The sequence below is a fragment of the Bradyrhizobium manausense genome (assembly GCF_018131105.1).
GTDB lineage: Bacteria > Pseudomonadota > Alphaproteobacteria > Rhizobiales > Xanthobacteraceae > Bradyrhizobium > Bradyrhizobium manausense_B.
Genome location: NZ_JAFCJI010000002.1, coordinates 1271013 through 1293081, shown reverse-complemented (window position 1 = coordinate 1293081; position 22069 = coordinate 1271013). Strand labels below are relative to the sequence as shown.

20 protein-coding genes are annotated in these 22069 nt (G+C 64.1%); 6 read left to right on the top strand and 14 right to left on the bottom strand.

Annotated elements, in window-relative coordinates; all coding sequences use genetic code 11:
- Positions 1–5: 5 nt before the first annotated feature.
- From JQ631_RS26430 to JQ631_RS26415, 4 genes are all read right to left on the bottom strand, one after another.
- On the bottom strand, positions 6–1256 hold the full coding sequence (locus tag JQ631_RS26430; RefSeq protein WP_212331295.1) for an efflux RND transporter periplasmic adaptor subunit: 1251 nt from the start codon (positions 1254–1256) through the stop codon (positions 6–8).
- Between the two features lie 114 nt (positions 1257–1370).
- Positions 1371–2468 (bottom strand): glycoside hydrolase family 3 N-terminal domain-containing protein, encoded by a 1098-nt coding sequence (locus JQ631_RS26425; protein WP_212331294.1) that lies wholly within the window; start codon positions 2466–2468, stop codon positions 1371–1373.
- Positions 2469–2579: 111 nt separating this feature from the next.
- On the bottom strand, positions 2580–3155 hold the full coding sequence (locus JQ631_RS26420; protein ID WP_249160931.1) for a DUF2846 domain-containing protein: 576 nt from the start codon (positions 3153–3155) through the stop codon (positions 2580–2582).
- Between the two features lie 122 nt (positions 3156–3277).
- Positions 3278–4573, bottom strand: a complete 1296-nt coding sequence (locus JQ631_RS26415; RefSeq protein WP_212331293.1) for an MFS transporter — start codon at positions 4571–4573, stop codon at positions 3278–3280.
- A gap of 100 nt (positions 4574–4673) precedes the next feature.
- Here JQ631_RS26415 and JQ631_RS26410 point away from each other — a divergent pair, with 100 nt between their 5' ends.
- Complete coding sequence (locus JQ631_RS26410; protein ID WP_212331291.1) at positions 4674–5270, top strand: TetR/AcrR family transcriptional regulator; 597 nt, start codon at positions 4674–4676, stop codon at positions 5268–5270.
- A 249-nt stretch (positions 5271–5519) separates the two neighbouring features.
- Here JQ631_RS26410 and JQ631_RS26405 read toward each other — a convergent pair whose 3' ends face one another.
- Positions 5520–6542, bottom strand: coding sequence for an LLM class flavin-dependent oxidoreductase (locus tag JQ631_RS26405; protein ID WP_212331289.1), 1023 nt, complete (start codon positions 6540–6542; stop codon positions 5520–5522).
- A 30-nt stretch (positions 6543–6572) separates the two neighbouring features.
- Entirely contained in the window at positions 6573–7502 is a 930-nt protein-coding gene (locus JQ631_RS26400) for a LysR family transcriptional regulator (protein WP_212331287.1), read from the bottom strand.
- Between the two features lie 112 nt (positions 7503–7614).
- Between JQ631_RS26400 and styA the strand changes: the two genes are divergently transcribed.
- A complete protein-coding gene (styA, locus tag JQ631_RS26395) occupies positions 7615–8865 on the top strand; it encodes a styrene monooxygenase subunit StyA (protein ID WP_212331285.1) in 1251 nt (416 codons plus the stop codon).
- Positions 8866–8871: 6 nt separating this feature from the next.
- Positions 8872–9375, top strand: coding sequence for a styrene monooxygenase NADH-dependent flavin reductase subunit StyB (styB, locus tag JQ631_RS26390; RefSeq protein WP_249160929.1), 504 nt, complete (start codon positions 8872–8874; stop codon positions 9373–9375).
- A 165-nt stretch (positions 9376–9540) separates the two neighbouring features.
- Here the strand turns inward: styB and JQ631_RS26385 are convergent, their stop codons facing one another.
- The 3 genes from JQ631_RS26385 to JQ631_RS26375 are packed head-to-tail and all read right to left on the bottom strand — an operon-like array spanning position 9541 to position 12302.
- A complete protein-coding gene (locus JQ631_RS26385; RefSeq protein WP_212331283.1) occupies positions 9541–10251 on the bottom strand; it encodes an amidohydrolase family protein in 711 nt (236 codons plus the stop codon).
- A gap of 39 nt (positions 10252–10290) precedes the next feature.
- The gene (locus JQ631_RS26380; RefSeq protein ID WP_212331280.1) at positions 10291–10563 is read right to left on the bottom strand and encodes a hypothetical protein; all 273 of its coding nucleotides are present in this window, start codon (positions 10561–10563) and stop codon (positions 10291–10293) included.
- 38 nt (positions 10564–10601) lie between these two features.
- Positions 10602–12302 (bottom strand): aspartate:alanine exchanger family transporter, encoded by a 1701-nt coding sequence (locus JQ631_RS26375; protein WP_212331277.1) that lies wholly within the window; start codon positions 12300–12302, stop codon positions 10602–10604.
- 296 nt (positions 12303–12598) lie between these two features.
- Here JQ631_RS26375 and JQ631_RS26370 point away from each other — a divergent pair, with 296 nt between their 5' ends.
- On the top strand, positions 12599–14299 hold the full coding sequence (locus JQ631_RS26370) for an aspartate:alanine exchanger family transporter (RefSeq protein ID WP_212331275.1): 1701 nt from the start codon (positions 12599–12601) through the stop codon (positions 14297–14299).
- A gap of 277 nt (positions 14300–14576) precedes the next feature.
- On the opposite strand, the gene JQ631_RS26365 is transcribed toward JQ631_RS26370, so the two are convergent.
- Positions 14577–16598 carry a YgiQ family radical SAM protein gene (locus JQ631_RS26365; protein WP_212331613.1) on the bottom strand — a complete coding sequence of 674 codons (2022 nt, stop codon included), beginning with the start codon at positions 16596–16598 and terminating at the stop codon, positions 14577–14579.
- Between the two features lie 249 nt (positions 16599–16847).
- Between JQ631_RS26365 and JQ631_RS26360 the strand changes: the two genes are divergently transcribed.
- Positions 16848–17027: a hypothetical protein gene (locus JQ631_RS26360; RefSeq protein WP_212331272.1), complete on the top strand. Its 180-nt coding sequence runs from the start codon at positions 16848–16850 to the stop codon at positions 17025–17027.
- Between the two features lie 324 nt (positions 17028–17351).
- Here JQ631_RS26360 and JQ631_RS26355 read toward each other — a convergent pair whose 3' ends face one another.
- Together JQ631_RS26355 and JQ631_RS26350 are read right to left on the bottom strand one after the other, a co-directional pair.
- Positions 17352–18017 carry a GntR family transcriptional regulator gene (locus JQ631_RS26355; RefSeq protein ID WP_212331270.1) on the bottom strand — a complete coding sequence of 222 codons (666 nt, stop codon included), beginning with the start codon at positions 18015–18017 and terminating at the stop codon, positions 17352–17354.
- An 8-nt stretch (positions 18018–18025) separates the two neighbouring features.
- A complete protein-coding gene (locus JQ631_RS26350) occupies positions 18026–19438 on the bottom strand; it encodes an FAD-binding oxidoreductase (protein WP_212331267.1) in 1413 nt (470 codons plus the stop codon).
- 177 nt (positions 19439–19615) lie between these two features.
- Here JQ631_RS26350 and JQ631_RS26345 point away from each other — a divergent pair, with 177 nt between their 5' ends.
- Complete coding sequence (locus tag JQ631_RS26345) at positions 19616–20500, top strand: dihydrodipicolinate synthase family protein (RefSeq protein WP_212331265.1); 885 nt, start codon at positions 19616–19618, stop codon at positions 20498–20500.
- 9 nt (positions 20501–20509) lie between these two features.
- On the opposite strand, the gene JQ631_RS26340 is transcribed toward JQ631_RS26345, so the two are convergent.
- On the bottom strand, positions 20510–21739 hold the full coding sequence (locus JQ631_RS26340; protein ID WP_212331263.1) for an MFS transporter: 1230 nt from the start codon (positions 21737–21739) through the stop codon (positions 20510–20512).
- On the bottom strand, positions 21736–22065 hold the full coding sequence (locus tag JQ631_RS26335; protein WP_212331261.1) for a hypothetical protein: 330 nt from the start codon (positions 22063–22065) through the stop codon (positions 21736–21738). The genes JQ631_RS26340 and JQ631_RS26335 overlap by 4 nt, the downstream gene beginning before the upstream one ends.
- Positions 22066–22069: the final 4 nt, after the last annotated feature.

Sequence of the window (22069 nt, the reverse complement as noted above, 5' to 3'; positions counted from 1 at the left end):
GGACCTCAGTCAACGCGCGGCTCGGAGCGCGGCTGGGTGGTGGGCTGCGCCTTGGCCGTCGGCGTCGCGCCCTCGATGGTGATGCGGGCGCCGTTCTCCAACCGGTAATAACCGTCGGTGACGACGCGCTCGCCCCTGGCGAGGCCCTTGTCGATCAGTGCGCGTCCGTCGAAGATCTGTCCGACCGTGACGGGGCGGAAGGCCGCGGTGTCGTCCGCCTTCGCGATCCAGACGAAATCGCCGCGCGGCCCGTGCCGTACGGCGATCGCCGGCGCCGTGATCGCGTTCTTGCGCGTGTCCACCGTGATGCGCCCGTTGGCGAAATTGCCCGGCCAGAGCTTCAGCGCCTTGTTCGGAAACATCGCCTTCAGCTTGATCGTGCCGCTGGCCTGATCGACCTGGTTGTCGACCAGCGTGATCGTGCCCTTGTCGAGCTCGGTCGTATTGTCGGCGGTGAGCGCGACGACGGGCGCCTCGGCCTGGCCGAGGCTGAGCCGGGTCTGGCCGACGGCGACCGCGGCGAGGGTGTAGATCACCGAGATCGGCTGTAATTGCGTGACGGTGACGATCGTCGTCGGCGACACCGCGCGCACGTAGTTGCCCTGGTCGACCTGGCGGATGCCGAGACGTCCGCTGAGCGGCGCGCGGATATTGGTGAAGCCGAGCTGCGTGCGCGCATATTCGATCTGCGCGTCGTCGTTTCGGACTTGCGCCTTGTACTGCTCGACCAGCGCGTGTTGCTGGTCCACGACCTGCCGGGAGATCGCGGCGGCCTTCTGGATCAGCGCGTCGTAGCGCTCCATGTCGATCTGGGCGCCGTCGAGCAGCGCCTGGTCCTTCTGCCGCACCGCGACCTGCTGATCGAGCTGGGCCTGGAACGGGCGCGGATCGATCACCGCGAGGACGTCGCCTTGTTTGACGTCCTGCCCTTCCTGGAAAAGGATCTGGACGATCTCGCCGTCGACGCGGCTCTGCACGTTGACGGTGTTGTAGGCCTGGATGGTGCCGATGCCGGTCAGATAGATCGGCACGTCCTCCGCCTTCGCGGCGGCGACCTTCACCGCGACCGGCGGCCTTGGCGGAGCTGCAGCGGCGACACCGCGCTCCGCTTCGGCCGCCTGCATGAAGGGCAGCGCGAACGGCAGCTTGGTATTCTTGATGTCATTCCTGAAATGATAGGCCGCATAGAATGCGGGCAGCACGACCAGCGCACAGATGAGGAGTTTTGCTGCGCGTTTCACGTTCAAACCCGTCACGGCTATATGCTACTGATTGTAACATTAGCACGTGTAGCATATCGAGATCAACGGCGCCGGCGTTGCTGAACGTCCGCCTTGCGATGGATTTTGCTGGATCGGCCCGGAGCGGCCCTACACGACTTCGACGGTCGCCGCGTCGAACTGGGTGCCGGCGCTGCGGTGGCGTGCGAGGATTTCGGCGGGCAGCTCCGACACCGCGTTTTGGGCAGTGCCCTCAAGCATCGCGTGGACGCGCTGGCTTGAGGCCTTCAGCACCGCCGGATCGAGCTTGCCGGAGTCCACGCCGTTGATGATCGACTGCGCCAGGGTTCGGGCACGCTCGGTGTCGGTCAGAGCCGAGCAGATCATCAGCATGTCGTTGCCGGCTGCCATGAAGCGCGCGCCGGCGTCAGGCGCGTCGAGCCGCCCGGCCATCGCGCGCATGCCGACGTCGTCCGACACGATCACGCCGCGGAAATTCATCGCCTCGCGCAGCAGCCCTTGCGTGATCGGGCGCGACAGGGTGACGGGATCGTTCGGGTCGAGCTTTCGGTACAGAATGTGCGACGTCATCATCATCTCGATGCCGCCATCGATCGCGGCGGCAAACGGCCTTAGCTCGCGCGCCTTGATCTGGTCGAGATCGAGATCGAGCACCGGCAGCTCGTGATGCGAATCGACCTGCGTGTCGCCATGTCCCGGAAAATGCTTGCCACAGGCCCGGACGCCACGGCGCTCCATCGCCCTGGTGAACGGCAGCATCGACTTGATCACGTCGTCAGCCGTGCGGCCGAAGGCGCGCTCGCCGATCACGGGATTGGCAGGGTTGCTGTGAATGTCGAGATCAGGCGCAAAGTTCAGATTGCAGCCGAGCGAGGCGAGCTCGACGCCCATGGCATCGCCGACCTGTTCCGCGGTTCCGGCCCAGCGCGCCGCATAGGAGAAGCGCGTGATCGGCGCCGGCGTGCGGCACACGCGTCCGCCCTCATGGTCGATGGCGATGAATTGCTTCTCGCGCTGGGAAGCATCGCGGATCGCGGCGATCAGATCCCGGTGAACAGACAGCCAGTCCCGATAGGGCAAGTCGTGGCGAAAATTGCTCTTGTAGAGGATGACGCCTGCGGGCTTGAGATCTCGCAGCAGCGCGCGATCGCGGTCATCGAGAACGCTGGTCGGCTTCAGGCCAATGAAGAAATGGTCACCGACCGTTGCAAGAAGGGAATCGCTCATCCGCCGGGACCGCCACAAATTGTTTCGGTTGATTGAGATGGAGCTGGACGCAACGCGAACTCTCAGCTCCTGCGCGTGCCTTCGAACCGCCCGCGTCGTGGCAACAGTATTTCAAATTTCCTTAACGAAATCAATATTCAGAGCGCTGACGCTGCGATCGCTGTGCAGCGATCGAGACGTGAGATCAGCAGGTCGATTCATCCGCGCTGTGGCTGCGAAGCGGCCAGGATCACGCGCCGCATGATCCCGGGCTCTGATGCAGGCCGGCGACGTCGGAGCGGCCCCTTCCGTGACCTGGACCAGGGTGATCGCGCCGGGCGTTATGATTCCCATCTGCGGTTGGGCGGACAGGTAGGTGGTGCTGCCGGCGCGCAGGTCGATGCTGACCTTCTCGCTTCCCTGCCCGAACAGATTGGTGCTCAGCGGCAGATTGTTGACGGCAACCTCGTGACGGCCCGGAGGCAGATCGCACGACAGGAACCCGGCGGCCTGACTGCCGCCAATCACGCGCCCGTCGACGGCGTAGTTGGGCATGACGGCAAATCCGAGCGCCGACGAACGATAGATGACGAGGCGCGAGCCGCTTGGCTTGACGTTATCAGTCAGGGCAACGTTGCCCGCTGGACCCGATGCACACCCGGAAAGAAACGCAGCGACGACAAAAATCCCCAGAACCCCACCACGCATTCCAGCCCCTGATCTTCCGATGTCCCCACGGCATCATTGTCAGGGTAGTGGCTGAAGTCAACCACGACCTCCGGTAGAATGGCGGGAGGTCGTGGCGTTTGCTTGCGGAGACAGGCGCGCGCTTACGCCGTGGCGAGCTGCGGCTGCACCGGCCGCCGGCCGATCATCAGCGACAGCACGGCCGCGACGATGCCGGTTGCGCCCGCGATCATGAAGGCTTGCATGTAATCGCCTTGCGACGACCGCATGAAGCCGGCGAAGAATGCGGCGCTGGCAGCACCGAGCTGGTGGCCGGCCACCACCCAGCCGAAGATCAGCGGCGCGTTCTTGTCGCCGAACGCTTCATTGGCGATGCGCACGGTCGGCGGCACGGTCGCGATCCAGTCGAGGCCGTAGAACACGGCGAAGACCGACAGGCTGACGAAGGAGAAGTCGGAGTAGGGCAGGTAGATCAGCGACAGCCCGCGCAGGCCATAATAGAAGAACAGCAGCTTGCGTGGATCGAAACGGTCGGTGAGCCAGCCCGACAGCGTGGTGCCGAACAGGTCGAAGAATCCCATCAGCGCCAGCAGGCTCGCGGCCTGCACCTCGAAGATGCCGTGGTCGCCGCAGAACGCGATCAGATGCGTCCCGACGAGGCCGTTGGTGGTGAAGCCGCAGATGAAGAAGGTCGCGAACAGGAACCAGAACGTCGGCACCTTGGCCGCGCGCACGAGGTTGCTGATCGCGGCGACGAACGGATTTCCCAGCGCGGGTGCTGCCGGCAGGTCCTCATGCGGACTGCCATAGGAGCGCAGGCCGATCGCAGCGGGCCGTTCGGGCACCAGAAAATAGATCAGCGGAATCAGGGCCGCGCAGCATGCGGCCACCGTCAGCACCACGGGCTGCCAGCCGCCCCATTCGACCAGCGAAGCGAGGCCCGGCATGAAGATGAGCGTGCCGGTGGCGGTGCTTGCCGTCAGCAGTCCCATGACGAGGCCGCGATTGGTCGTGAACCAGCGATTGACGATGGTGGCGCCGAGCACGTTGGCGACCGCGCCCGAGCCGATGCCGGAGAGCAGTCCCCAGGTCAGGAACAATTGCCATGGCGCGGTCATGAAGTAGCTCGCGGCCGTCGAGACCGACATCAGCATCAGTGCGCCCAGCACGGTGCGGCGGATGCCGAAGCGCTGCATCACGGCTGCGGCGAACGGACCAGCGAGGCCGTAAAGAAAGATGCCGACGGCCGCTGACGACGAGATCACGCTGACGTCCCAGCCAAAGGCTTTCTGCAGCGGCAGCATCAGCACGCCCGGCGTCGCGCGCAGGCCGGCGGAGGCCAGCAGCGCCAGGAAGATCACGGCGATGACCACGAAGGCGTATTTCGGGCCGAACGGCCGCCGCGAGACGGGGGAGGATTGAACGGAGGCTGGTGGCATGTTACTTACCGGTACGTATTGCGATGCGGTACTAATACGTACCGGTCAGTAACATTGTCAAGCCCGGACACGAGTCATGCCGAAAACCGGACCAGGCCAGATGCCGCGAAAAGTTGAAAAACCCGCCGCAGCCCCGCTTCGGGCCGCCGACCGCATACGCGCCTCCGCCAGCGAGTTGTTCTACCGCGAAGGCATCCGGGCCGTCGGCGTCGACGAAGTCGTGGATCGGGCCGGGGTGACAAAACCCAGCCTCTATCGCAGCTTCGCCTCCAAGGACGATCTCGCCGCCGCCTATTTGCGCGACTACGATCTGAACTTCTGGGACAATTTCGAGCGACACGGCGGCAAGGCCTACGGCAACGCGCGCGATCATGTGCTCGCCTATATCGGCCAGCTCTCCTCGCGCGCCGTGAGCAAAGGCTATCGCGGCTGCGGCCTCAGCAACGCCGCGGTGGAATATCCCTCGCGCGACAATCCCGCGCGTCAGGTTGCCGAAGCCCACAAGAAGGTCTTCCGCAAGCGCCTGCGCGAACTCGCCGCCCAAATGGGCGCGCGGCAGCCGAACGTTCTCGGCGATGCGCTGCTGCTGCTGATCGAAGGCATCTACGTCACCGGTCAGCAGTCCGAAGACGGCCCCGCGCAATCGGCGCTCGCGGCGGCGAAGCTGCTGATCGATGCGAGCGTGAAGGCGGGGTGAGGGGCTCTTATCTCACGTGATAAGGGCGTGGCGCGAAGCTTGCCAGCGACCATCCTTCGAGACGCCCGCTTTCGGCGGGCTCCTCAGGATGAGGAGGGAGTGCGCTGCATTCGTTTCAAGCCGCGCCGCAGCTGCTTAGCCTCATCCTGAGGAGACCGCGAAGCGGTCGTCTCGAAGGACGAGGCGCGCGCTCAGGTCGCTCGAAATGCCATGTGCGATTGTCTTGCCTGGAGCATGTCGCTGTTCGTCTCACCGCCACCCCAGCGCCGGCGCGACGTGCTTCAGGATCGCCTCGATCGCGTGCGCGCAATAATCCACACCGAGCTGGTTGGGGATCGTCAGCAGCAGCGTGTCGGCCTCGGCGATCGCCTCGTCCTGCTTGAGCTGCGCGATCAGCGCATCCGGCTCCGCGGCATAACTCCGGCCGAAGATCGCGCGGGTGCGGGGATCGATGAAGCCGATCTGGTCCTCGCCGCCGCGCTCGCTGCCGAAATAGGCGCGGTCGCGATCGTCCATCAGCGCGAAGATGCTGCGGCTGACGGAGACGCGCGGCGTGCCTGTATGGCCGGCTTCCGTCCACGCCGCGCGATAGGCTCGGATCTGCGCGGCTTGCTGCACGTGAAAGGCTTCGCCGGTCTCATCGTTCTTCAGCGTCGAGCTCTGCAAATTCATGCCGAGTTGCGCGGCCCACACCGCGGTCGCGTTCGAGCCGGCGCCCCACCAGATGCGTTCGCGCAGGCCTGTGGCGACGGGCTCCAGACGCAACAGCCCGGGCGGATTGGGAAACATCGGTTGCGGATTGGGCTCCGCAAATCCTTCGCCGCGCAGCAGGTCGAGAAAGACTTCGGCGTGGCGGCGCCCCATGTCGGCGTCGCTCTGGCCCTCGGCCGGGCGATAGCCGAAATAGCGCCAGCCATCGATCACCTGCTCCGGCGAGCCGCGGCTGATGCCGAGCTGGAGCCGGCCGCCGGCGATGAGATCGGCAGAGCTTGCGTCCTCCACCATGTAGAGCGGGTTTTCGTAACGCATGTCGATCACGGCCGTGCCGATCTCGATCTTGCTCGTCTTGGCGCCGACCGCGGCAAGCAGCGGGAAGGGCGACGCCAGCTGCCGCGCGAAATGATGGACGCGGAAATAGGCACCGTCCGCGCCGAGCTGCTCGGCCGCGACGGCGAGCTCGATCGACTGCAGGAGCGTGTCCGCCGCCGAACGCGTCTGCGATTGCGGCGAGGGCGTCCAGTGTCCGAAGGACAGGAATCCGATCTTTTTCATGGGCGTCATTTAATGATGGAAGGGAGGGCGTCAACCGCCGGCCCCGGCGGCCTGGGTATGCGATGACGGCAGCACGAAATGCCCGGCGCGTTCGACCAGCAGATCCAGAAAGCTTCGCGCGCGCAGCGACATCCAATGCGTCTCTGGATAGACCGCATGCAGGGGCAATGCGGCGATACTGTAGTCCGGAAGCACATGCTCGAGCTCGCCGCTGCGCAGGCCGTCCGCGGCATTCCAGTCAGGCAGGATGGCGATGCCGAGATGCTGCATCGTCGCCTCCTGCATCGCATCGGCATCGTCGACGTGAATCGGGCCGTTGATGGATGCGACATGACGGCCGTGCTCGGATTCGAAGGCCCATTGGTGTGCCGGCGACATCCTGGAATAGACGATGCACTGGTGCGAGCCGAGATCGTCCGGCGTGCGCGGCATCGGCCGGCCGTGCAGATAAGTGGGTGTCGCGACCAGATGGCGCTGCACGGTGCCGAGCCGGCGCGCGACCAGCGTGCTCGCCTCCAGATTGCCAATCCGCAGCGCCAGTTCGATGCCTTCCTCCACCAGATTGACGAACCGTTCGCTGAAGCGGATGTCGACCCGCACCTCCGGATAATTCCGCACATATTCGGCGATGATCGGCATCATGTAGCGGCGCCCGAATGACGAGGGAACGCCGATCCTCAGTGTGCCGGTGGGGCGGGGCGCCGCTTCCACCGCACTCGCCCGCGCCATGTCGAAACTGTCGAGGATCTGCCGCGCGAGATCATAGATGCGATGCGCCTCGGCCGTCGGTTTCAGCGTTCGTGTCGTCCGCGAAAACAGCTGCGCGCCGAATTCGCTCTCCAGCGTGGCGATGCGCTTGCTGATCGCGGGTTGGCCGATGCCAAGCTCTTTCGCAGCAGCCGAGAAGCTGCCGCCCTCGAGGGTGCGAACGAAAGCACGCAGGCAATCGATCCGGTCCATCGTTCATTCCCGTTTGGAATAAATTATATCCTATTTATTCCGTAGTGCGCAATCCGGCGTGCCGCTAGGCTTCCTCAAAACACGCCATCAGGGAAAACAGGGGGAGACGACCGTGGCACGCAACATCGGAATTGTCGGCGCCGGGATAGCCGGGCTGCATCTCGCGCTCTACCTGCAGAAGCATGGCGTGGACGCCACCGTCATCACCGACCGGCCGCCGGAGGAGTACCGCGACATCCGGCTCCTCAACACCGTCGCGCATCACCACGTGACGATCGCGCGCGAGGACTATCTCGGCGTCAATCACTGGACCGATCCGAACGATCATTATTACTACCACGACCATGTCTTCAATTTTCCGCAGCCGCTGAGCTTTCGCGGTGATTTCTCCAAGGCGAGCCGCGCCGTCGACTACCGGATCTATCTCCCCGCGTTGATGAACGACTTCGTCAATCGCGGCGGCAAGATCGAGTACCGGCGTATCGAGGAGCGCGACATCCGTCCGCTGGTCGCGCGTTTCGATCTCCTGGTCGTGTCGACCGGCAAGGGGCCGCTCGGCCAGCTCTTCACTTACCGTCCGGAGCACTCGCCCTATTCGCAGCCGCAACGGCGGCTGTGCGTCGGGCTTTACACCGGCGTACGGCAGCCCGATCCGATGAATGTCACGCTCTCGGTCTCGCCTGGCCATGGCGAGATGATCGTGATCCCCACCATCACCTTCGGCGGCATCGCCAACGCGTTGCTGATGGAGAACGTGCCGGGCGGCGACATGGAGGAACTGGCGACGCTCAGCTATGACGACAACCCGAAGCACTTCCTGAGGGTGTTGCTGGGCAAGCTGGAGAAGCACCACCCGACCACCTACGACCGCATCGACATCGCGCGGTTCGATCTCGCGCAGCCGCAGGATCTGCTGCAAGGCGGCGTGGTTCCGACCGTGCGCAACACCGTGGTCGCGTTCGACGACGGCAAATGCGCCATCGCGCTCGGTGACGTCCACGCCATCGTCGATCCCATGATGGGGCAGGGCGCCAATGTCGCCTCCTATGCGGCCTTCGTGCTCGGTGAGGAGATCGTCAAAGCCGATGCGCTCGACGCGCGCTTGTGCGAGACGATCGATCTGAAGCGGCAGGATCGCGTGCTGGCGGCCTCGCGGTGGACCAACGTGATGCTGCAGCCGCCCTCGGAGGCGCTGGGCATGCTGATCGGCGCGATGAGCCAGAATCCGGCGCTCGCCAACGAGTTCACCGAGAACTTCAACTACCCCGATCGCCAGTGGGATCGCATCTCGACGCCGCAGCGAATCCAGGCCTGGATCGAGCGCATGTCGGTGCCATCAGAGCCGGTCAGGGCGATTGCGTGATTTCAGATGCGAGCAGAGACTGAGATGCCGCGGGCCAACCCGGCGTCATTCCGCGAAGCGGCCTCCCGCTTTGCGACCGGCGTCGCGGTGCTGACCGCGCTGGACGAGCACGGTCACGTCTGCGGCATGACGGCGAACAGTTTCGTCACCGTCAGCCTGTCGCCACCGACGGTGCTGGTCTCGGTCATGCCCGGACGAATGCACCGGGCGATCTCGGCGACCGGTCGCTACTGCGTCAACGTCCTGCCGGACCACGGCCGCGACCTCTCGCGCCATTTCGCGAGCCAGCCGAACAGCGGGGCCGCTCCGGACTACGAGATCGTCGACGGCCTGCCGCGCCTTCAGGGGTGCATGGCCTGGTTCGCCTGCGAGGTCACACGTCAAATCGATGTCAGCGACCACACGCTGATCATTGCCGAAGTCTCGAACTGCGACCATCGCGACACGATACCACTGGTGTTCTTCTCCAGCCGGTATCATCGCGGGGCCGGGGTGCCAATGGACCGGTGAGGGGGCAGGGCAATCGCATATGGATTTCACGAGGATTGTCTGCGGGTTTGTTCGGCCTCTGCCGCTTGCGGGAGAGCATAGGCCGCTCTTGGCGGTCGTCTCCTAAGAACATCGAAGCGAAGCTTCGACTATGCACGCCTGAGCGATGCGCCAATTTTGATGAGTTCAGCCAGCTCCAAGATTGGCCTTCTCCCAGGCCCGGACATCTTTCTTCGCCTGGTCAAACAGCCGCTCGTGGTTCTCAAAGCAAACCATCCGCCTCGCTTCCGGGGTCAGACGTTTCCAGATCTTCTCGTAGCCTTCGAACACTTTGACCATGGCTTGCCGATTCTTTGGCGCGACGCAGTCGGTCCCGAAAAGGAAGCGGTCCGCATGACGATTGATGATGGTCGAGACACGTTTCGCGCTCTCCTCGGACTCGGTCGCGTATTTCGACACCTCGTCCCAGGAGATGTCGTAGTAGACGTGATCGAGGTCAGGGTTTTTCAGCGCGCGTGCAATGGCGTCGGCCTGCTGCACAAGCGGGCGAACGACGCGCCCGAGTCCGATGTGCGCCCAGATGATCTTGGTCTTTCGATGCCTCAGGAACAACTCCTTTGTCTGCAAGGCCAGGTGCGGCGGCTGATCCATCTTTGGAAAGGGACGTTCGATGTCGGTATGGAGCAATGCGATCAATCCGACCTCGCCCGCGAATTCGAGGATCCGGTCGAGCGCCGGATTTGTAAGGCTGGCCTTTTCGCCGGCGATCTTCGACGATACGAACTCCTTGTAGACTGAAAACTCGCCGATGCCGCAGAACACGCCTGGAAATGTCGTCAGAACACGGCGAATGTGATCAACGCCATACATGTCGGCCGGATTGAATCCGCTTATCATCGGATCGAACCGCGCGCGCTCGTCTTCCTTGAGCGAAAGCTACGACATGGCGATCTGCGCATCGGTGAACGAGTAATAATAGAGCGGCGCATCGGCCTGCATGTAGTACGCGGGCGGAATGTCTCCTGACTCCATGTAGGACCAGGTTTGCTGAAGCGGGAGCCCGAACAGGACCGAACGCTTGATCGTCGGACCCATCATTTTCAGATAGTCGCGGATCGCGGGTCCTTCCTGAATGTAATTGGTCAGGTGGATGTGGGAATCATTGAACAAATATCCTGACGAGGTCGCAGTCTTGCTCGGCTTCTTCATGGCATTCCTCCAGTCTGCGCGCGGGCGGCGGCGTTTTATCAACGAAGAGTGTGCATGATCGCGACGATCACCGCGCCCCACATTGTGATGACGATGTAGCCAATGGCGTAAGGGACCGTGTAGGCGAGTGCAGCAACGTTGCTCCCGCTCGCTTCGCGCAATGCGGTGAGCGCCGGCGGAACGGTTTGGGCGCCCGCGATGCCACCCAGGATCATGATCGGATTCATCCCCATCAGCCGCGCAACGTAGAGGCCGACGAACGGAGGAACGAGCGTGACGATCATGCCGGCAAAAAAGATGCTGGCGAAATGACCCGCACCGTGTTGGTGGAGCGCTTCCACCGCGTGCGGGCCGGACGTCAGGCCGATACCGGCAATGAATACGACAAGCCCGAGATCGGCGAGCAGCCGCTGCGCGGACTGCGGAATCGCACCGAAGACGGGATAACGTCCACGGGCCCAGCCAGCGGCCAATCCGACCAGCAGGATCGCTCCGGCCAGACCCAACCCTACGGGCACGCCATAGACGACCAGTTTGGGCAGCCCGAGCAAGATACCGAGCGAGATGCCGCCGGCAATGAACGCGAGATCGGTCTTGTCGAGATCACGCTCCATGAAGCCGATATGAGCCGCCGCACGTTCGACGTCATCAGGCGTTCCCACGATCCGCAGGACATCGCCGCGCTGGATCACTGTCCAGGACTCCCGAGGCAGCACTTCGTGTCCTCGCTGGATGGACTCCAGGTAGATGCCCCGGGTGAACGGAGCGCCGCCGAGTTCTGCGAGGGTCTTGCCGCCGGCCGCAGTGCGGGTCACGACGATCGATGCCCCGGTCTGCGGCACGGACAACAACTCAGGATCGTCGGCAATCTCGGGCCCGATCGTATCCATCACGCCGGAGAAGGCACCGACCCGGGCGGCGATGACGATCGCATCGCCCGGGCGGATCGACAGATCCGGCTCGATCCGCAGGAGTTGGGCTTCACGCTTGACGCGCTGCACGGCTAGTCGCTCTTTCGAGTACCTCTCCTCCAGCGCGCGCACCGTCAGGGCGAGATCGCCAGGCCTGGAAACCCGATAGCCGCGGATCCCGAAGAATCTGCTGGATAGCAGCTCCCCTTTGTTTCCGCCGGCGGCTAGTTTTCCTTCGAGCGCCTTGGCCTCGCTCTTCAGGTCGATGCGCATCAGCCACGGACCGACCACAGTCAGGAACAGGATCAATCCGACGTCGCCAAAACCGTAAGTAATGGCATCCGCAAGCGGCGCATTGGCAATCAGGGTCGCCTTGAGCTCGGCCGGGATGGGCAATCCGTTGAGCGCGCTGATGCCTGTCCCGAGCGCCGCCGAGGTCGTCAACCCGCCGGTGAGCAGGCCGAGCGCCGTTCCTTCATCGAACCCGAACAGGAGGCTCACTGCGACTGCCGTTACGAGACCGGTCACCGTCACCACGAGCGCAAGTGCCACTTGCGGCAACGTATCCCGCTTCAAGCCGCCGAAGAATTGCGGTCCGATCGAATAGCCGATGGCGAACAGAAACAAATAGAAGAACGTCCAGCGAAGCAGGTCGGGCAAAGCCGGCTTGGCAAAAATGCCGATGATGATTCCGGCAATCAGGGTGCCGACGACGTTGCCGAAGCCGACCCCCTTGAAATGAAATCGTCCAATCAGATACCCGAATACGACGCTCAGGAAGAGCGCCAACTCCGGATGCTTTCGCAGTAGATCGGCGAATGTTTCCATCGCTGCCCAGCCAACGCGGTGCCCTCGGACGCTATTCGAGAAAGTCGAGCATGCGCGCAATCAGCGGGATGATGCCGCCCGCTTGTGCTGCGCCGCAGCGCAATCCCCTGTCACAGCCCTCAAGCTCCGCGATCAAAATCGTAGAGCTTTGATTGAGATCAAGACTTGAGAGCTATTGGTCCGCAGAACCTCGATCTCAACCACGCGGCGTGACGCACGCGCATGAAGAAGACGCTGCCAAGGCGTCCCCGTGCCAAGCGCGACGATTGCAGAATCAATCGAGAGGGAGATGGGCCGTGGAGCAGGTTCTCAGCTGGTTGGCGGCGCATCCGTACATTTTGCTGTTCGTCGTTGTGGCCGGGGCCGTGCTGCTCGGTAAGGTCACTCTCGCCGGCTACAGTCTGGGCATGGTGGCTTCCGCCATCGTCGTCGGCGCGGCAATCTCGGCCTGGGCGTCACTCTACGGCATCAAGATGAAGTACGACGACTTCGCGAAGTCGCTGTTCTACTACCTCTTCATGTACGGCGTTGGGCTCAGGACCGGGCCATCGTTCGTCAACAGCCTGAAGGGCGACGGACTGAAGTTCGCCATTCTTGCGGTCTTCTGCTCCGTGCTCGGCGTGCTCGGCGCAAGCGGTTTTGCAAAGCTCTGGGACCTGCCGACCGGTGCAGCCGGCGGCATCCTGGCCGGCGCCATGACGATGTCGGCGGCCCTCGGTTCGGCGGAAGAAGCCGTGCGACAGGGAGCTGTCACCCTTCGTCCCGGCGAAACGGCCGAGAGCGTCAGCAGCATGATCGCGGTTTCATATGGCCTCACCTATATCTGGGGCACCGTCGGCATCATCCTGATCTGCAAATATCTGCCACGCTGGTGGCGTGTCGACGCCAAGGCGGCGGCGAAAAAGTACGAAGAGGAATTCGGCGTTCCGAACGTCGATGACGCAGCGATGACCGGTTTCCGTCCTCTTGCGCTGCGCGCCTACAGGCTGACAAACGACGATATCGTCGGCTGGTCCGTGCGACACTTTCTGGACAAGTATCCCCAATACAAGGTGCTCAATGTGAGGCGCGGCGATGAACGCCTCGACGCGCCGGACGATCTCAAATTCCAGAAAGATGACGTGATCGCCCTGGGCGGCAGGCTCGACGTCATGACGGAAAAAATGGGCTTGATCGGGCCGGAAGTGCCCGATGCCAAGGCACTCAACATTCCGATCGACTCTGCCGAAATCCTCGTCACGAACAAGGATATGGAAGGCAAGGAACTGGGCGAACTGCAAAAGGCAGACTTTGCCGGACAAATCGCACTTCACTCGATCGAGCGCGGCGGCGTGCCGATCCCGGTCGGCCTCCACACCAAGCTGCAGCGCCTCGACGTCTTGTTTGTGGGCGGCGTGAAGTCCGCGGTCGACCATGCCGCAGCACTGCTGGGCAAGGCTGCACGTCCGAGCACCGTGACGGACCTCCTGATGTGGTCTGTCGGCATGATCCTCGGCTTTCTCATTGGCCTGCTCGGCTTCCGGGTTCAGGGCTCGATGGTCACGCTGGGAGCGGGTGCCGGCCTGCTGGTTTCCGGCGTCATCGTGTCCTCGATCGCGTCACGGATCCGCTTCATCGGCTACACGCCGAACGCGGCCCGCAACATCATCGAGGATCTCGGGCTTGTCCTTTTCATCGCCATGGTCGGAGTCAACTCGGGCGCGGCGCTGATCTCACAGCTGACCGGTGCGATCACGCTCAAGATTCTCATCGCAGGCTTCATCACCACCACCATCCCGCCCATTCTCGTATGGGCGATCGGCTATCACCTGATGAACATCAACGCGGCGGTGCTGATGGGCGGTGTGGCGGGGGCGCGGACGCACTCCGGCCCGGCGCGCGAGGCCGCCAAGGAGATCGACAGTTCGGTGCCGTGGGTCGGCTTCCCGATCGGTTACGCGGTGGCGGGAGTTCTGCTCACCGTGTTCGGCTATCTCTCGATGGCACTCGCGAAATAGGTGTCGGGATATAAGGTGAAGATCGCCGGGATGTCGGCTCCGGACCAATAAGCCGACCTCGGCCAGCACCGGCCAAATAGCGGTCTGGGTCAGACCCGACAAAACGCGATGATGCCAACCTACACCTGTTTTGCCCGACGCCGCAAGTGATTTTCGGTTTTAAAGAAATTCTTCGCGCGAACGACCCGCTCCGCTAACTCCGGCTACTGTGCATGGGGTTGTTTTCGACTTTAATTTCGAAGCCACGAAAGCCCCAGGCGAGAGTCCGCTCTCGCCGCTACTTCATCACCCGCAGGCCCTTGGTCGTAAACCGATGCGTCTTGCCGCCGGGGCGGAGCGGGCGCTTGGTGCCGGCGGCCTTGCCGGTGCCGGGCGGCTGGTGCGCTGGGACGAGCTGATGGGGCTGCGAGCCGATCAGGTCGCGGCGGCCCATCCCGATCAGGGCCTCGCGCAGCACCGGCCAATTGTCGGGGTCGTGGTAACGCAGGAACGCCTTGTGCAGGCGGCGCTGGCGCAGGCCCTTGATCGCCTCGACCTTGTCGCTGCCGCCGCGGCGCACGCCGCGCAAGGGGTTGACGCCGGTGTGGTACATCGCCGTGGCGGTTGCCATCGGCGAGGGCAGGAAGGTCTGCACCTGATCGGCGCGATAGCGGTTCTTCTTGAGCCACAGCGCGAGGTTCATCATGTCCTCGTCGGTCGTGCCCGGATGCGCCGCGATGAAGTACGGGATCAGGTAATATTTCTTGCCGGCCTGCTCGGCCGCCGCATCGAACATGCGCTTGAACTTGTTGTAGGCGCCGATGCCCGGCTTCATCATCTTGTCGAGCGGGCCGCGCTCGGTGTGCTCAGGGGCGATCTTGAGGTAGCCGCCGACGTGATGGGTGACGAGCTCCTTGATGTATTCGGGGCTCTCGACCGCGAGGTCATAGCGCACGCCTGAAGCGACCATCACCTTCTTGATGCCCTTGGTCTCGCGCACCTTGCGATAGAGCCTGATGAGGTCGTCATGCGAGGTGTTGAGGTTCGGGCAGATCTCCGGGAAGACGCAGGAAGGACGGCGGCACGCGGCCTCGACCTTCGGGTCCTTGCACGCCATCCGGTACATGTTGGCGGTGGGGCCGCCGATGTCGGAGATCACGCCGGTGAAGCCCGGCGTCTTGTCGCGGATCTTTTCGATCTCGCGCAGGATCGAGCCTTCCGAGCGGTTCTGGATGATGCGGCCCTCGTGCTCGGTGATCGAGCAGAAGGTGCAGCCGCCGAAGCAGCCGCGCATGATCGTGACCGAGAATTTGATCATGTCCCAGGCGGGGATCTTTGCCTCGCCGTAAGAGGGATGCGGGGCGCGCGCGTAAGGCAGGTCGTAGACCGCGTCCATCTCCTCGCTGGTCAGCGGGATCGGCGGCGGGTTGAGCCAGAGATCGCGATCGCCGTGGCGCTGCACCAGCGGCCGCGCATTGCCGGGATTGCTCTCACGGTGCAGCACGCGTGAGGCGCGTGCATAGGCTTCCTTGTCCTGCTCGACCTGCTCCAGCGCCGGCAGCCGGATCACGGTCGCGCCCTTCTGGCGCGTCGCGCCCTCGTCGGCGGAATCGAGATCGTCGGCGTGCAGTTCGGCATAGTCCTCGGGCACGCGGCGGAACAGCGCGACGCCCCTTATGTCGTCGAGCTCGCGCGGCGCCTCCCCGGCGGCGAGACGATGCGCGACTTCGACGACGGCGCGCTCGGCATTGCCGTAAAGCAGGAGGTCGGCCTTGGCGTCGGCGAGCACCGAGCGGCGTACCTTGTCCGACCAATAATCGTAATGCGCGATCCGGCGCAGCGAAGCCTCGATGCCGCCGAGCACGATCGGTACGTCCTTGAAGGCCTCCCGGCAGCGCTGCGCGTAAACGACGGTGCAGCGGTCCGGTCGCTTGCCGCCTTCGCCGCCGGCGGTATAGGCGTCGTCATGGCGCAGGCGCCGGTCCGCGGTGTAGCGGTTCACCATGGAATCCATGTTGCCGCCGGTGACGCCGAAGAACACTTTTGGCTTGCCGAGCACCTTGAACGGCTCGGCCGACTGCCAGTCCGGCTGCGAGATGATGCCGACCCGGAAACCCTGCGCCTCGAGGAGGCGGCCGATGATCGCCATGCCGAAGCTTGGATGGTCGACATAGGCATCGCCTGTCACCAGCACGATGTCGCAGGCATCCCAGCCGAGTGCGTCCATCTCGGCGCGGCTCATGGGCAGGAACGGTGCCGGCTTGCGCGGGCGCGCCTGCGCCATCAGGGGCTTTTCGGCGGTGATGATCTGGATGTCCATGGGCACAGGCATAGGACTCCGGGCGCGCGAATTCAACCGGACCGTACGTCCTGATGCGACCGTGAAAGCCCCGTTACGAGGCAAATCCGGGCTTGTTCCGGAGCCGGCGGCCGCGGCGCCCCGATCACGCGCGATCCGGACCTCCAGGGGGCGGTATTCAGCTCCCCGAGCGGAGCGTGATGCCGACCACATATCGGCGGGCCATCGCGTGCCATCCTCTGCGCAGCTTCGGAGGAGAGATCGATGATCATGGTCGACGTGCTGCTGGTCCTGGCGATGATGTTTTTTCTGTTCCTGCCGATCAACGATCGCAGGACGGTCCGGATGAGGCTTTGCATGCTGTGCGCGTTGCTGGCGGTATTCTCGATCTCCGTCACGCGCAATCACGTCGCCCCCGCCGAGCTTGCGTCGATCGTGGCCGCGCATTGAGCACATAGTTCCATCGTCTCGGCGGTTCATCCTTAGGAACCATCCGCCTTTGCGCACATTCTGGCCTAAGGGATCGCAGCGAGCCCGGCTTGCGCGCGCCCGCGTCCAGGATCTGGACGACCTCGATATTCGCCTCGGGGCGATGGGGGAGTTGTGAGCACAGTCATAGAGAACTTGCTGCTGCGGAAGCAAAGGCTTGTGGAACAGCTTGAAAAAGCGTCGTCGGTCGAGGACCGCGACAAAATCGAGCACCAGCTCGAACAGATCAATACCGCACTGGATTTTCTCGACAGGCCGGGCTCGAGGGACGCGCGTTAGATCGGCTCAGCCCACCGCGAGCGCTTTGGCGTAGACCACGCCCGAATTGGTGATGTGCGTGGTCATCGCCGCTTCGAACGTCGAAAACTCGCCGCGCGCGAACAGATCGAGCAGCTTGCGGTGCTCGTCAAACGACGAGCGGGTGCGCACGTCGATCGGAGAGGTCAGGTTGGTGCGGAGCGCGGCGACACGGCCCGAGACGAGCTGGTAGGATTCAGCGAGATAGCGGTTGCCGCAATGCGCGAACAGGCCCTCGTGAAAGGCGGCATCGGCGCGGCCATAGGCGATGTTGTCCCTGGCCGCGACCGCCGGCTCCATCGCCGCGATCGCGCCGTTTATGGTCGAGATCGCGCCATCGCGGTCGTGGCGAAAGGCGAGCTCGGCCGCTTTGGGTTCGAGCGCAATGCGGAAGGTGCAGAGCGCGGTGATGTCCTCGGCGCTGGGCGTGAACACAAAGCTGCCGACTTGCGGCCGGATGACGACGAGCCCCTGCGCCTGCAACTGGCCCATCGCCTCGCGCACCGGCGTGCGGCTGACGCCGAAGGAATTGGCCACCATCTCCTCGGAGATCGCGGCGCCGAGCGCGAACTCGCCGTCGATGATGGCCTGCCGCAGCCGCAGCATCACCCGCTGCGACAGCGATTTCGGCGCATCGAGCTTCAGCGATCGCATAGGCTCTCTCAGATGACCTTGCCGGGGTTGAGGAGATGATCGGGATCGAGTGCGGCCTTCAATGTCCGCATCAGCGCGATCTCAGGCTCGCTGCGGGCGTGTCCCAGCCACTTCTTTTTCAGCGTGCCGATGCCGTGCTCGGCTGAGACGCTGCCGCCCATGTCGCGGACGAGACCATAGATGATCGCATCCATCTCCTCCTTCGGCTGCTGCTCGACGGGAAGGCCGGTGACCCAGGAGACAAGGTGAAGATTGCCGTCGCCGATATGACCGTAATAGACGCTCTCGCAGCCTTTGATTCCTTGCGCGAGCGCCGCCTTGCAGCGGGTGGCGAACTCGTCCATCCGCGCCACTGCAAGGCCGATGTCGTAGGAGATGTGCGGCCCCAGCACCTGGCCGAACTCGGCGCAGATGTCGCGGACGCGCCAGAACGCCTGCGTCTGCGCCAGCGATTGCGCCACGGCGGCATCCGCGAGCAGCCCGCGCTCCATCAGACCTTCGAGCCAGGCCTGGAAGCGCGGCGCATCGACGCTCTCGTCGGTGCCCTGAGCCTCGATCAGCACGTAGAGGCCTTGGCCGGCGGCGACCGGCGGCTTGACGCCGGCGCGATTCGTGATCACCTCCCAATAATCCGGCCACATCACCTCGAACGCCGAGAGCAACGGGCCGAGCCCGCTGCGCGCGGCATCAAGCAGTGCGACAACCGCCGCATAGTCCTTCAGCGCGCAGAGCGCGGCCATGGTCGAGCGCGGCTTCGGAAACAGTTTCAGCACCACGCGGGTGATGATGCCGAGCGTGCCTTCCGAGCCGATGAAGAGATGCTTCAGGTCGTAGCCCGCGTTGTTCTTCATCAGCTTGTTGAGGCTGGTGATGATGGTGCCGTCGGGCAGCACGACTTCGAGCCCGAGCACCAGCTCGCGCGTCATGCCGTAGCGGATCACGCGATTGCCGCCGGCATTGGTCGAGAGATTGCCGCCGATCGCGCAGGAGCCGCGCGAGCCGAGATCGAGCGGAAAGAAGAAGCCGGCCTCGTCGGCAGCCTTCTGGATCGTCTCGAGCGGCGTGCCCGATTTCACCGTCATCGTCATCGAGGCGCGATCGATCTCGTCGATGCCGGTCATGCGCTCCAGCGAGATCGCGACCCAGCCCGCTTCGGGCGCGGCGCCGCGGCAGAGCCCGGTCAAGCCGCCCTGCGGCACAAAGGGCAGGCGCGCCTGCCGGCAGGTCAGGATCGCATCGGCAACCCCTTGCGCATCGAGCGGACGGATCACCGCGAGCGGCGTTTGCGGCAGGCTCGCGCTCCAGTCGTTGCGGTTGCGTGCGGGCACGTCGTTGCCGGTCAGCACGGCTGCGGTGCCGAGCTTGTTACGCAGCGCGGCGAGCAATGGCTCGGGATGTCCAACGGGGGTCACCACGTTCATGCGAGACCTCCTCCAATTTCGGCTGCGCCTCATGCGCACCGCGAGGGCTGAAAGGATTTGCGTCGACCTTGTATGTAAGGTACAAGATAAAAAGTAAAGCAAAAACAAGGCTTGGCAGGTCCTTAAGATCGTTGGTGATCAGAGACTTGGCCGGGAGCCGCAACAACGGGTGGTGCTATGACGGAGGCAATTCGCGGGTTCTGGGTGGCGTCGGCGACGCCGCTGGCGACCGACGGGAGCGTGGACTCCGCAAAGCTCGCCGCTCATGCGAAGCGTCTCTTCGGCAAGGGCGTCGACGGCGTCGTGCTGTTCGGCACGACCGGTGAGGGCACCTCGTTCAATGTCGCCGAACGCGTCGCGACCATCGAAGCCGTAATCAAGGCTGGCGTGCCGGCAGAGCGCATCGGCGTCGGCGGCGGCTTCTCTGCGATCAGCGACAGCATCGCGCTGACGCGCGCCGTGCTCGGCCTCGGGCTCTGCCACGTGCTGTATCTGCCGCCCTATTTCGATCGCAGCGTGCCGCCCGCCGGGATCGAGGACGCATTCGCCGCGATCTTCGACGGTGTCGCGGACGATCGCCTGCGCGCCTATCTCTATCACATTCCGCAGGTTTCCGGTGTCGCGATCCCGACCAGCGTCGCTGCGAATCTGCGCAAGCGTTACGGCAAGGTGGTCGCAGGCCTGAAGGACTCCAGCGGCGACTTCAAGCAGTTCCAGGCATTCCGCGCTGCGGCGCCTGAACTGGCCATCACAGTCGGCAATGAAACCGACATCGCGCGTGCGATCGCCGGCGGCGGCGCGGGCACCATCTGCGGCATGGCCAACATCGCGCCGGAGCTGGTCAAGGCGATGATCGACGGCAAGGATGTCGAGGCGCGCATGCAGGCTGCGGTCGATATCGTGGTGAAGTCGCCATCGTTCCTCACGACGCTGAAGGCCATTCTCGCCGCTCAGACCGGCGATTCCGGCTGGCTGCGCGTGCGGCCGCCGCTGCGCGCGTTGTCGGATGGCGCTGCCCTCAAGACGAAGTTGGACGAGCTGACCAGCCCCGCCATCGCCTAAGCGCGCGGTTCATTCGCTGTCATCGTCCGCGGTGCGCGCCGACATGGCCCGGGCCGCGACGAGCGCGGCGGCAAAACCGGCCGCCGCACCGACGCCGAGCGCCCAGCGCGGGCCCAGATTGTCCGCGACCCATCCGACGATCGGTGCGCCGATCGGCGTGCCGCCAAGCGCGACGCCGAGGCGCAGTGCCATCACGCGCCCCCGCATCCGCGGCTCGGTGGAGAGCTGCATCATGGCGTTAGACGTGTTGGTGACCGTCAGCGCCGCGACTCCGATCAGGATGAGCGAGCCGGCAAACAGCCAGTAGCTGGGTGCAAGCGCCGCCAGCGTGCAGCCGGCGCCAAACGTTGCGGCGCCCAGCAGCAGCGAGACGAATTTCGGCTGCGCGCGCCCGGCAGCCAGCAGCGCGCCCGAGATGGTGCCAATCGCCATTGTCGACGACAACAGGCCGAAGCCACGCGCATCGGTGTGGAAGACGCTGACCGCCATAGTCGAGATGAAAATCGGAAAATTCAGCCCGAACGTGCCGATCAGGAACAGCATGATCATGATCGCCCTGAGATCGCTGCGTGACCAGACGTAGCGAAACCCCTCGGTCATGCCGCCCGGTGCCCTGTGCGCCCGCGCATTCGGGCGAAGCTCCGAGGTGCGCAGCAGGGCGAGTGAGCAGAGCACCGCCATGAAAGATGCGGCATTGAGAAGAAAGGCCCAGCCGGTGCCGATCGAGGCGATGACGATCCCTGCGATCGCTGGCCCCACCATCCGTGCGGCATTGAAGGACGTTGAGTTCAGCGCAATCGCATTCGAGAGTTCGCCGTCGCCGACGAGCTCGGCCACGAAGGTCTGACGCACCGGGGCATCGAAGGCTGCAGCGCAACCGAACAGGAAAGCGAACACATAAACGTGCCAGAGCTGCACAAGGCCGGTGACAGTGAGAAGACCGAGCACCAGCGCCAGCACGCCCATCGTTGCCTGGGTCGCGACCAGCAGCCGCCGCTGGTTGAAATGGTCGGCGGCATAACCCGTCCACGGCATCAGCAGCAGCTGTGGTCCGAACTGCAGCGCCATCACCATGCCCACCGCCGAGGCGTTGTGCCGTGTCAGCTCGGTGAGAACGAGCCAGTCCTGCGCGGCGCGCTGCATCCACGTTCCGGTGTTGGACACCAGCGCACCTGCAGCCCAGACACGGTAATTGTAGTTGCGCAGTGAGCGAAATGTGCCCGCGGTCGGCACGCTCACGCCCCCGTTGGCGTGTTGCCGCCGTGGAACCGGCCGAAGCGCCGTGCGAGAAACAAGCTCAATAGCAGCATGCCGAGCCCGAGTGCGACGACATCGCCCGAGTGCAGGAGGGAAAATTCTCCGACGCGGCAGACGAGGAGGTATCCGACGACAAGGTTGAACGAACCCCAGAGCACGTTGACCATCGACGAGGACAGCCCTTCGCCCCGCGGCGTTGCGAACGGGGTCTGGAACGGCTCCCCGCGTTGGCCACTCACGAGATGTGGCACGGCGTTCGCAAGAAATGCGCCGCCCCAAAAATAAGAAACGAGATGAAGCCAGTTCATTCCT

Bases quoted from the DNA above. Each gene is read 5' to 3' on its own strand.
- JQ631_RS26425 (WP_212331294.1), bottom strand. From the start codon at position 2,468: ATGAGCGATTCCCTTCTTGCAACGGTCGGTGACCATTTCTTCATTGGC.
- JQ631_RS26420 (WP_249160931.1), bottom strand. From the start codon at position 3,155: ATGCGTGGTGGGGTTCTGGGGATTTTTGTCGTCGCTGCGTTTCTTTCC.
- JQ631_RS26415 (WP_212331293.1), bottom strand. From the start codon at position 4,573: ATGCCACCAGCCTCCGTTCAATCCTCCCCCGTCTCGCGGCGGCCGTTC.
- JQ631_RS26410 (WP_212331291.1), top strand. From the start codon at position 4,674: ATGCCGCGAAAAGTTGAAAAACCCGCCGCAGCCCCGCTTCGGGCCGCC.
- JQ631_RS26405 (WP_212331289.1), bottom strand. From the start codon at position 6,542: ATGAAAAAGATCGGATTCCTGTCCTTCGGACACTGGACGCCCTCGCCG.
- JQ631_RS26400 (WP_212331287.1), bottom strand. From the start codon at position 7,502: ATGGACCGGATCGATTGCCTGCGTGCTTTCGTTCGCACCCTCGAGGGC.
- styB (WP_249160929.1), top strand. From the start codon at position 8,872: ATGCGAGCAGAGACTGAGATGCCGCGGGCCAACCCGGCGTCATTCCGC.
- JQ631_RS26385 (WP_212331283.1), bottom strand. From the start codon at position 10,251: ATGATAAGCGGATTCAATCCGGCCGACATGTATGGCGTTGATCACATT.
- JQ631_RS26380 (WP_212331280.1), bottom strand. From the start codon at position 10,563: ATGAAGAAGCCGAGCAAGACTGCGACCTCGTCAGGATATTTGTTCAAT.
- JQ631_RS26375 (WP_212331277.1), bottom strand. From the start codon at position 12,302: ATGGAAACATTCGCCGATCTACTGCGAAAGCATCCGGAGTTGGCGCTC.
- JQ631_RS26365 (WP_212331613.1), bottom strand. From the start codon at position 16,598: ATGGACATCCAGATCATCACCGCCGAAAAGCCCCTGATGGCGCAGGCG.
- JQ631_RS26360 (WP_212331272.1), top strand. From the start codon at position 16,848: ATGGTCGACGTGCTGCTGGTCCTGGCGATGATGTTTTTTCTGTTCCTG.
- JQ631_RS26355 (WP_212331270.1), bottom strand. From the start codon at position 18,017: ATGCGATCGCTGAAGCTCGATGCGCCGAAATCGCTGTCGCAGCGGGTG.
- JQ631_RS26350 (WP_212331267.1), bottom strand. From the start codon at position 19,438: ATGAACGTGGTGACCCCCGTTGGACATCCCGAGCCATTGCTCGCCGCG.
- JQ631_RS26345 (WP_212331265.1), top strand. From the start codon at position 19,616: ATGACGGAGGCAATTCGCGGGTTCTGGGTGGCGTCGGCGACGCCGCTG.
- JQ631_RS26335 (WP_212331261.1), bottom strand. From the start codon at position 22,065: ATGAACTGGCTTCATCTCGTTTCTTATTTTTGGGGCGGCGCATTTCTT.